This is a genomic window from Pseudomonas sp. NPDC087817 (genome assembly GCF_044742875.1).
Classification (GTDB): Bacteria; Pseudomonadota; Gammaproteobacteria; order Pseudomonadales; family Pseudomonadaceae; genus Aquipseudomonas.
This window is the reverse complement of record NZ_JBIUVJ010000080.1, coordinates 1-8,365: the sequence shown is the minus strand read 5'-3', so window position 1 is coordinate 8,365 and position 8,365 is coordinate 1. Positions and strand designations below refer to the sequence as shown.

Here is an 8,365-nt window from a genome sequence, read left to right as displayed (position 1 = left end):
CTTTCATGCGCAAGAACTGGGCATGGGAAGAAGTGAAGCCACAGGTACACAAGATCCACCGTACCGGCCCGGGCGCTTTCGATGCGCAGAACGACGACTACCTGATCCTGCTGGCCGAAGGCCGTCTGGTGAACCTGGGCAACGCAACTGGTCACCCGAGCCGCATCATGGACGGTTCGTTCGCCAACCAGGTTCTGGCGCAGATCTTCCTGTTCGGCCAGAAGTACGCCGACCTGTCGCCAGCCCAGAAAGCCGAGCGTCTGACCGTTGAAGTACTGCCGAAGAAACTCGACGAAGAAGTGGCCCTGGAAATGGTTCGCGGCTTCGGCGGCGTGGTCACTCAACTGACCAAGCAACAGGCTGACTACATCGGCGTCACCGTCGAAGGCCCGTTCAAGCCGCACGCTTACCGCTACTAAGACAAGAGCAGCTGCGAGCGTCTAGCTTCAAGCGGCAAGCGAGGTCAAAAGCCGAACTTGCCGTGCGAAGCCTGAGGCTCCGCCCCTATTTCAAAACAGTGTCAGGCCGCAAGCTTCAGGCACAAGAGACCGGCGCACCTCCGCTGCTCTTGCAGCTTGAAGCTTGCAGCTTGTAGCTGGAGGCTCCCTCCATGTCCCAAGACCGTCGCTACAGCTTCGAGTTCTTCCCGACCAAGACCGATGCTGGGCATGAAAAGCTGCTCAACGTTGCCCGTCAGTTGGCAACGTACAATCCCGATTTCTTCTCCTGCACCTATGGCGCTGGTGGTTCGACCCGTGATCGCACCCTCAACACCGTTCTGCAACTGGAAAGCGAAGTCAAAGTACCGGCCGCACCGCACCTGTCGTGCGTCGGCGACAGCAAGGACGACCTGCGCGGCCTGCTGAACGAGTACAAGGCTGCCGGCATCAAGCGCATCGTTGCCCTGCGTGGCGACCTGCCGTCCGGCATGGGCATGACCAGCGGTGAGCTGCGTCACGCCAATGAACTGGTTGAATTCATTCGTGAAGAAACCGGCGATCACTTCCACATCGAAGTCGCCGCTTACCCGGAGATGCATCCGCAAGCGCGCAATTACGAAGACGATCTCGCCAACTTCGTGCGCAAGGCCCGCGCTGGCGCCGACAGCGCGATCACCCAGTACTTCTTCAACGCCGACAGCTACTTCTACTTCGTCGACCGTTTGCAGGCGCTGGGTGTGGATATTCCGGTAGTACCGGGAATCATGCCGATCACCAACTACAGCAAACTCGCGCGCTTCTCCGATGCCTGCGGTGCGGAAATTCCGCGCTGGATCCGCAAGCAACTGGAAGCCTACGGCGATGACAGCCAAAGCATTCAGCGCTTTGGTGAGCAAGTTGTCAGCGAGATGTGCGAGCGCCTGCTGCAAGGTGGCGCGCCGGGACTGCATTTCTATTCCATGAACCAGGCTGAGCCTAGCCTGGCGATCTGGAATAACCTGAAGTTACCGCGTTAAGCGTTAGAAGCAGGATCAAGAGATCGCAGCCTTCGGCAGCTCCTCCAAGGGTTGTCGTTGCTGCGATTTTTTGCGTTTGAATCCGCGAATTAGAGCTTGTGCGGCCACTTTCTGGCTCTTTCACGTTTCTCGTCGTAATCTCAAGCCATGCCTTTGATCGCGCAGTTATTCACCGTGCTGGTTTTTGCTTGCCTGAGCTTCGCCGCTCGAGGCGAGAAGCTGCGCATTGTCACCGAACCGTGGGCGCCTTATGTCTACGAGGAGAACGGCAAAAACCTCGGGCTCGACTACGAAACCACCGCCATCGTGTTCAAGCGCCTGGGCATTGAAGTCGAATGGCAATTCCTGCCATGGAAACGCTGCCTGTCGATGCTGGAAACCGGTCAGGCCGACGGCGCACTGGACATTTTCCACAGTGACGAGCGCGATGCCACCCTGCTCTACCCCAGCGAACCGCTGTCGGATGTCGAGTTCGTGATGTTCTACGCCAACGATCGACCGCACCCCTTCAGCAACCTCGAAGAACTCAAAGGCCTGACCATCGGCACCTCACCGGGTTATCTGTACAGCCCCGACTTCAGCGAATCGACACTGTTTACCCGCGAACCGGCACCGACCCACGAAGCCAATTTCGGCAAACTGCTGCGTGGACGCATTGACCTGCTGATCACCGACCGCCGCGTCGGCCAGCATTTGCTCGATCAGTTGAATATTCGCGATCAGATCAGCGAAAACCCCACAGTCATTAGCCGTCAGAGCCAGTTTCTTGCGGTTCGGCGCAATGCCGGGATGGATTTGCTGGTGCAGCGTTTCGGTGCCGAGCTCAAGCGATTCAAGCGCGAACCAGCGTACGCCGAGCTGAGCGCACGCTATGGCGCGGCGCCCAACGTTGCCGCACCGCTGGGCAATGCCTCGGCCAACAGTAAAACCGTTGAGCAGCAGGAAAGCAGCGCGCAATGAATGCTCTGTTATACTCCGGCGTTCCCGCCAGGCTCACGCCCGGACGCCCGGAACCGTAACAGGCCTCTCGACCCGCTACAGCGCAGCTTTCAGCCCGCGCGAGCGCTCCTGACGTGCCTTCGGAACCGCAGCAGGACCGGACGGGATTGCGTCCTCTTAAACGTGATTCGCGCCAGGCAAGACTCCCATTGGGCCAAGCCCTAACTAAAACAGGATTACTCATGTCCTTTGCTTCCCTCGGTCTCTCCGAGGCTTTAGTCCGCGCCATCGAAGATGCGGGCTATACCGAGCCTACTCCGGTGCAACAGCGGGCTATTCCCGCCGTGTTGCAAGGTCGCGACCTGATGGTTGCGGCTCAGACAGGTACCGGTAAAACCGGCGGCTTCGCCCTTCCGATCCTGGAGCGGTTGTTCCCCAACGGTCACCCGGACAAATCCCAGCGTCACGGCCCGCGCCAACCGCGCGTCCTGGTCCTGACCCCGACCCGCGAACTCGCGGCCCAGGTACACGAGAGCTTCAAGATCTACGCCCGTGACCTGAAATTCGTCAGCGCCTGCATCTTCGGCGGCGTCGGCATGAACCCACAGGTTCAGGCCATGTCCCGTGGCGTCGACGTTCTCGTCGCCTGCCCGGGTCGTTTGCTCGACCTCTGCGGCCAAGGCAGCGTTGACCTGTCCCACGTTGAAATCCTCGTCCTCGACGAAGCTGACCGCATGCTCGACATGGGCTTCGTCCACGACGTGAAGAAAGTCCTCGCACGTCTGCCGGCCAAGCGTCAGAACCTGCTGTTCTCGGCAACGTTCTCCAAAGACATCACCGATCTTGCCGGCAAGCTGCTGCATAACCCGGAACGCATCGAAGTGACGCCGCCGAACACCACGGTCGAGCGCATCGAACAGCGCGTATTCCGTCTGCCGGCCAGCCACAAGCGTGCGCTGCTGGCGCACCTGATCACCGCAGGCGCCTGGGAACAGGTGCTGGTGTTCACCCGCACCAAGCACGGCGCCAACCGCCTGGCCGAGTACCTGGACAAACACGGCCTGCCGGCTGTGGCGATCCACGGTAACAAGAGCCAGAACGCTCGCACCAAAGCCCTGGCCGACTTCAAGGCTGGCGAAGTGCGCATTCTGGTCGCCACCGACATCGCTGCTCGCGGTCTGGACATCGATCAGTTGCCACACGTGGTCAACTTCGAGCTGCCAAACGTCGATGAAGATTACGTACACCGTATCGGCCGTACTGGCCGCGCCGGTCGTTCGGGCGAGGCGATTTCGCTGGTCGCACCGGACGAAGAGAAACTGCTGAAAAGCATCGAACGCATGACCAAACAGAAGATTGCCGACGGTGATCTGATGGGCTTCGACTCCAGCACCATCGAGGCCGAGAAGCCTGAAGTGCGCGAACGTCCGGACGTGCGCAACCCACGCAATTCCCGTGGCCCTCGCGGCGACGGCCCGAATGGCGGCGGCGGTGGCGGCGGTCGTAAAGACAAAGGCAAGGACAAGGGCAAAGAGAAACCTGCCGGCGAACGCGGCGAACGCCCTGCCCGTCAGCAGAAGCCACGCGAAGGTACTCCGGCCCGCGAACAGCGTCCGAGCCAACCGCCACGCGCAGCAGCTGATCGTGCACCGGACGAGTTCCTCGACGACGATATCGATAACTTCGGCAACCGCGTTGACTACGTGCCCAAGCCTGCCCCTGCCGGCGGCCGTGGCCGTCGTCCAGGCGCACCGGCTCAAGGCGCAGGCGCTGGTGCCGGCGCACCACGCGGCGGTCAGCCGCAAGGTCGCCAGAACGGTCCGCGCAACAGCAACGGTTCGAGCACCGGCACCCCGCCGGGCAAACGCAGCGGCCCACGCAATGGTGCGCCGCGTGACGGTCAGTCGGGTCGTCGCGACGACTCCGCCTCGTCCTCGCGCAACCGCCGTCCGGCCCGTGACGATCAGCCACGCAGCGAACCGGCAGTGCAGAACCCGCGCAGCACCGGCCCGAAGATCATGCACAAGGAGTCGAAGGCTGATCGCTTCCCGACACCTGAGCAGCTCGATCAACTGCCAAGTCGTCCGCGTGGCGAAAAACCAGCCTTGCTGACCCGCAATCGCTGAGTTGACGCCGCTTTGAAAAATGCCCCGCCTCGAAAGAGTCGGGGCATTTTTTATGGCGCCACAAATACCCCTGAATCACCGCATCTCCCCTGTGGGAGCGAGCCTGCTCGCGAAAGCGCTCATTCAGCCAACATCATTGCTGACTGACCCGCCGCCTTCGCGAGCAGGCTCGCTCCCACAGGGGATGTGTGTATGTGTCGCAGGCAATAAAAAACGCCCCCGGTCTTTCGATCGGGGGCGTTTTTATGTGGCCGGGGAAAGTTATTTAACTTTCACACCTTCCAGCGAGATGTCCAGGTCCGCGGTTTGCGAGGAAGGACCTGGGCCCTTGATCCCGAAATCGTTCAGGTTAAGCGTGGTCTTGGCGTTAAAGCCAGCACGTTCGCCGCCCCATGGATCCTTGCCTTCGCCGTTGAACGTGGCCTTGAAGGTCACAGGCTTGGTCACACCGTGCAGGGTCAGGTCACCGGTCACGTCAGCGGTCTTGTCACCGGTCGACTTGACGGCGGTGGAAACGAACTTGGCGTCAGCGAATTTGCCCACGTCGAGGAAGTCTTTGCTGGCGATGTGCTTGTCACGCTCGGCATGGTTCGACCACAGGCTGGCGGTTTTCACGTCAACGGCAATCTTGCTGGCTTCAGGCTTGGCCGAATCCCACGAGAAAGTACCGTCGAAGTCTTTGAACGTACCGTGAATGAAGCTGTAACCCAGGTGGCTGATTTTCCAGTCAACGAAGGCGTGCTGGCCTTCCTTGTCGATTTTGTAATCCGCAGCCATGGCCTGACCAGCCGAGAGCAGTGCAGAACCGATTGCCAGAGCGGCCAGAGTCTTTTTCAACATGCTTTCTTTTCCTTTGAGTCGAGGTTGAACTTCAGGCTTTGCGACCGAGCATTCGCGTCAGGGTCGCATCACGATCGATAAAGTGGTGCTTCAATGCTGCCAACGCATGGAGACCGGAAAAAATTACCAGCGCCCACGCCAGCCACAGATGAATCACCCCAGCGGTATCTGCCTGATCCGGTAGCCCGGAGACCAGTGCAGGAACTTCAAACAGGCCAAACACCGGAATCCCGACACCGTCTGCGGTGGAAATCAGGTAACCGGCAATCATCACAGCGAACAGCGCCAGATACAGAAACCCGTGGCCGAACTTGGCGCCGATGCGGGTCATGCGGCTGTAGCTTTGCAGCGTCGGCGGCGGTGGGCTGATAAAGCGCCACACCACCCGCAAGACCATCACACCGAGCAGCACCAGACCGATGCTCTTGTGCAGATCCGGCGCGTCTTTGCGCCAGGTACTGTAGTAATCCAGCCCGACCATCCACAGACCCAACGCGAACAGCCCGAAGACCACCAGCGCCACGCCCCAGTGCATGAAGATGCTGACCCAACCATAGCGCGAAGAAGAGTTACGTAGCTGCATTGCCCAAATCCTGTGAGAACTGCGAACCAAGACTAGCGAGTTATCTATCGAATTAAAGCGGAAAATTTCGCTTTGAAATATCGAGAAATACGATCAAGAGTCTGAAAGTAGTGAATTAAGGAAGGATTAAAGGTGATTTCGGCGTGGTGCGTCTGGACAAATGATCGTTGCTGAATTCTCGGGTGCCTGCACAAGCCCAAGCAAAGTGGCTGAGGGAAACTGCCGAACGGGAAAGCGTTCTTCAAGTAACCGGCCCCTATTCATGGCTGATTAGTTATGAAGTACCGCCGGCGGTTGCAGACAATCGGCGCTGTAGGGATCTATCTGACATTTATGCGCGAGCTCAGAACTATAACCGCCAGGAAAGAAATGCCCGTTGGAGCAACCGGGAAGTGCAATCAGCAAAAGCATGAGCGTGAACGTTTTCATCGAATGCCTCCTATTTTTCCCAGCATAGAATTGGCGCTGGGGCACCCGCTATCACCTCACTCTGAGTACTTTGTGGGAAGGCTCCGGTACACAAGTAGGCCTCATGACCGGATGGCGAAGGACAAAAATGCAGGGCAAAAAAAACGCGACCCGAAGGCCGCGTTTTTATGGGAGCAAAGGATTACTGCGCCTTGGTCTCAGTCGCTGCAGCAGGCTTGGCTGCTGGCTTCTTCGCCGGTTCAGCCTTCTTCGCTGCCGGTTTCGCCGCAGGCTTTTTCACTTCGGTTTTAGCCGCAGGCTTCTTCGCCGCTGGCTTGGCCGCCGCTTTCTTCGCAGGCTCGGCTTTCACCGGAGCGGCAGGCTTCGGTGCCTCCACCGGAGCTGGCGCAGGTGCCGGGGTCGGCGCAGGCGCTGGAGCGACCGGAGCTGGAGCCGGCTCTGGCGCTTTCACAGGCTCAGGCTTCTTCTCGTCATCCGAACCACCAAACAGATTGCTGAAGAAGTTGCCCTTCTTCGCTGCCACGGCACCCGCCGCGCCTGCCGCTGCTGCGGCCGGCGCCACTTTCACCGGTTCAAACGATTTGCCTGCCGCCAGATCTTCAACCTGACTGGCCGCACGCTGGCCGGTGCGCAGCGCGCCTTCCAGTGTGCCCGGGTACAAGGTGTCGGTGTGTTCGCCGGCGAACGCTACGCGTTGCAGCGGACGTTCCCAGATACGCCAGAACTTGCTGATCTGGCCCGGGCCGTAAGCCAGGTAGGCGCCGCCCATCGACGGGTCGGTGCTGTAGCGACGGATTTCATAACCGGTGAACGAGCCACGGGCCTGTGGATAAAACGCGTGCAGACGGATCAGCACCTGATCGACCATCTGCTTGTCGCCAAACGCCTGCATCACACGGGCGTTGTCGCCAGAGAGGTTGATCACCACGTTGGCGCCGCCCTTCAACGCTGGCTCGATCCAGAGCATGCCCAGACCGGCGTTGCTGTAAATCTCGCCGGACATGCGCGCCTTGCTTTCCCACACTGGCGTCTTGAACTTCAGCATGATCTGGTCGCGCCAGCCGTAGTTGGTGCCCTTGATCGCGGCCAGATGCTGAGCGTCCAGCGCCGGGGTCAGCGCAATCTTGTTCAGCGCGCGCAGTGGCACGGCAAGCACCACGTAGTCGGCCTGGTAGCCAACACTGCCGACTTTGACGGTCACGCCGTCCTTGTCCTGAGTGATGGCCGAGACCGGCGAGTTGGTCTTGATGGTCTTGATCTGTTTGACGAACGCCTGCGCCAGCACCTGGCTGCCGCCGACCAGACGCGAAGCGCGCAGGTCACGGTCAGAGATGCCACGATAGACGCGGTTCTGCTGAGCGAAATACAGCAGCGACAGGCGCGAAGGCTCGTCGTAATGAGTGCGGATATCCTGGTTGATCAACTGACGCGCCGTGGCCGGCAGGTTCTGCTTGTCGAGCCAGCTCGACACGTTGATCTGATCCAGTGCGTGCAGCGTGTTGGTCGCCGCCGGGTTTTGCGGGTCATCAATCGAACGCGCCAGATCGTCGAGGGTTTTCTGATAGCGCTTCAAGGCATCGGCGGTGGCCGGTTGCTTGGTCGCCAGATCAGCAGCAGAGAAATACTCGCCGTCGATCAGATAACCCGGCGTCCGCACGAATTCCGGCGCTGGCGTGGTGCCCAGCTTGAAAGTCGAAACGTACTTGTTCAGCACCGGCTGGGTCTTGTCGTTGCCGATCCACTCGCTGGTGGCCATGCCCGAGCGACCGCCCAGACTTGGCTTGGCTTCCAGCAGCGTGACCTGCCAGCCTTTGTTTTGCAGTTCGTAAGCGGCGGTCAGGCCCGACAGGCCGCCGCCGATCACGATTGCGGTTTTATCCTTGGCCAGCGCCGTAACGCTGAACAGCCCCAACATCACCAGCGCACAGGCGCGCAGCCAACCGACAGACATTCCGCGAACTCCGGAACAACACGTAGGAAAACGCAGTGTTG

General features: G+C 59.9%; 7 protein-coding genes. 4 read left to right on the top strand and 3 right to left on the bottom strand.

Going from position 1 to position 8,365, the window contains the following annotated elements:
• The 4 genes from ACIONG_RS27320 to ACIONG_RS27305 form a co-directional block, all read left to right on the top strand.
• Window positions 1-419: adenosylhomocysteinase (locus tag ACIONG_RS27320; protein WP_401303825.1), on the top strand; the 419-nt coding region annotated here is incomplete at its 5' end.
• Window positions 420-610: 191 nt separating this feature from the next.
• Window positions 611-1,456: a methylenetetrahydrofolate reductase [NAD(P)H] gene (gene metF / locus ACIONG_RS27315; RefSeq protein WP_003229047.1), complete on the top strand. Its 846-nt coding sequence runs from the start codon at window positions 611-613 to the stop codon at window positions 1,454-1,456.
• A gap of 147 nt (window positions 1,457-1,603) precedes the next feature.
• On the top strand, window positions 1,604-2,416 hold the full coding sequence (locus tag ACIONG_RS27310; RefSeq protein ID WP_213026826.1) for an ABC transporter substrate-binding protein: 813 nt from the start codon (window positions 1,604-1,606) through the stop codon (window positions 2,414-2,416).
• A 221-nt stretch (window positions 2,417-2,637) separates the two neighbouring features.
• Window positions 2,638-4,521 (top strand): DEAD/DEAH box helicase, encoded by a 1,884-nt coding sequence (locus ACIONG_RS27305; RefSeq protein WP_103304278.1) that lies wholly within the window; start codon window positions 2,638-2,640, stop codon window positions 4,519-4,521.
• Window positions 4,522-4,782: 261 nt separating this feature from the next.
• Here ACIONG_RS27305 and ACIONG_RS27300 read toward each other — a convergent pair whose 3' ends face one another.
• The 3 genes from ACIONG_RS27300 to ACIONG_RS27290 all read right to left on the bottom strand — a co-directional run bounded on the left by ACIONG_RS27300 (window position 4,783) and on the right by ACIONG_RS27290 (window position 8,324).
• Complete coding sequence (locus ACIONG_RS27300; protein WP_103304279.1) at window positions 4,783-5,361, bottom strand: YceI family protein; 579 nt, start codon at window positions 5,359-5,361, stop codon at window positions 4,783-4,785.
• A gap of 31 nt (window positions 5,362-5,392) precedes the next feature.
• Window positions 5,393-5,944 (bottom strand): cytochrome b, encoded by a 552-nt coding sequence (locus ACIONG_RS27295; RefSeq protein WP_213026828.1) that lies wholly within the window; start codon window positions 5,942-5,944, stop codon window positions 5,393-5,395.
• Window positions 5,945-6,554: 610 nt separating this feature from the next.
• A complete protein-coding gene (locus ACIONG_RS27290) occupies window positions 6,555-8,324 on the bottom strand; it encodes a flavin monoamine oxidase family protein (RefSeq protein ID WP_401303819.1) in 1,770 nt (589 codons plus the stop codon).
• Window positions 8,325-8,365 lie beyond the last annotated feature (41 nt).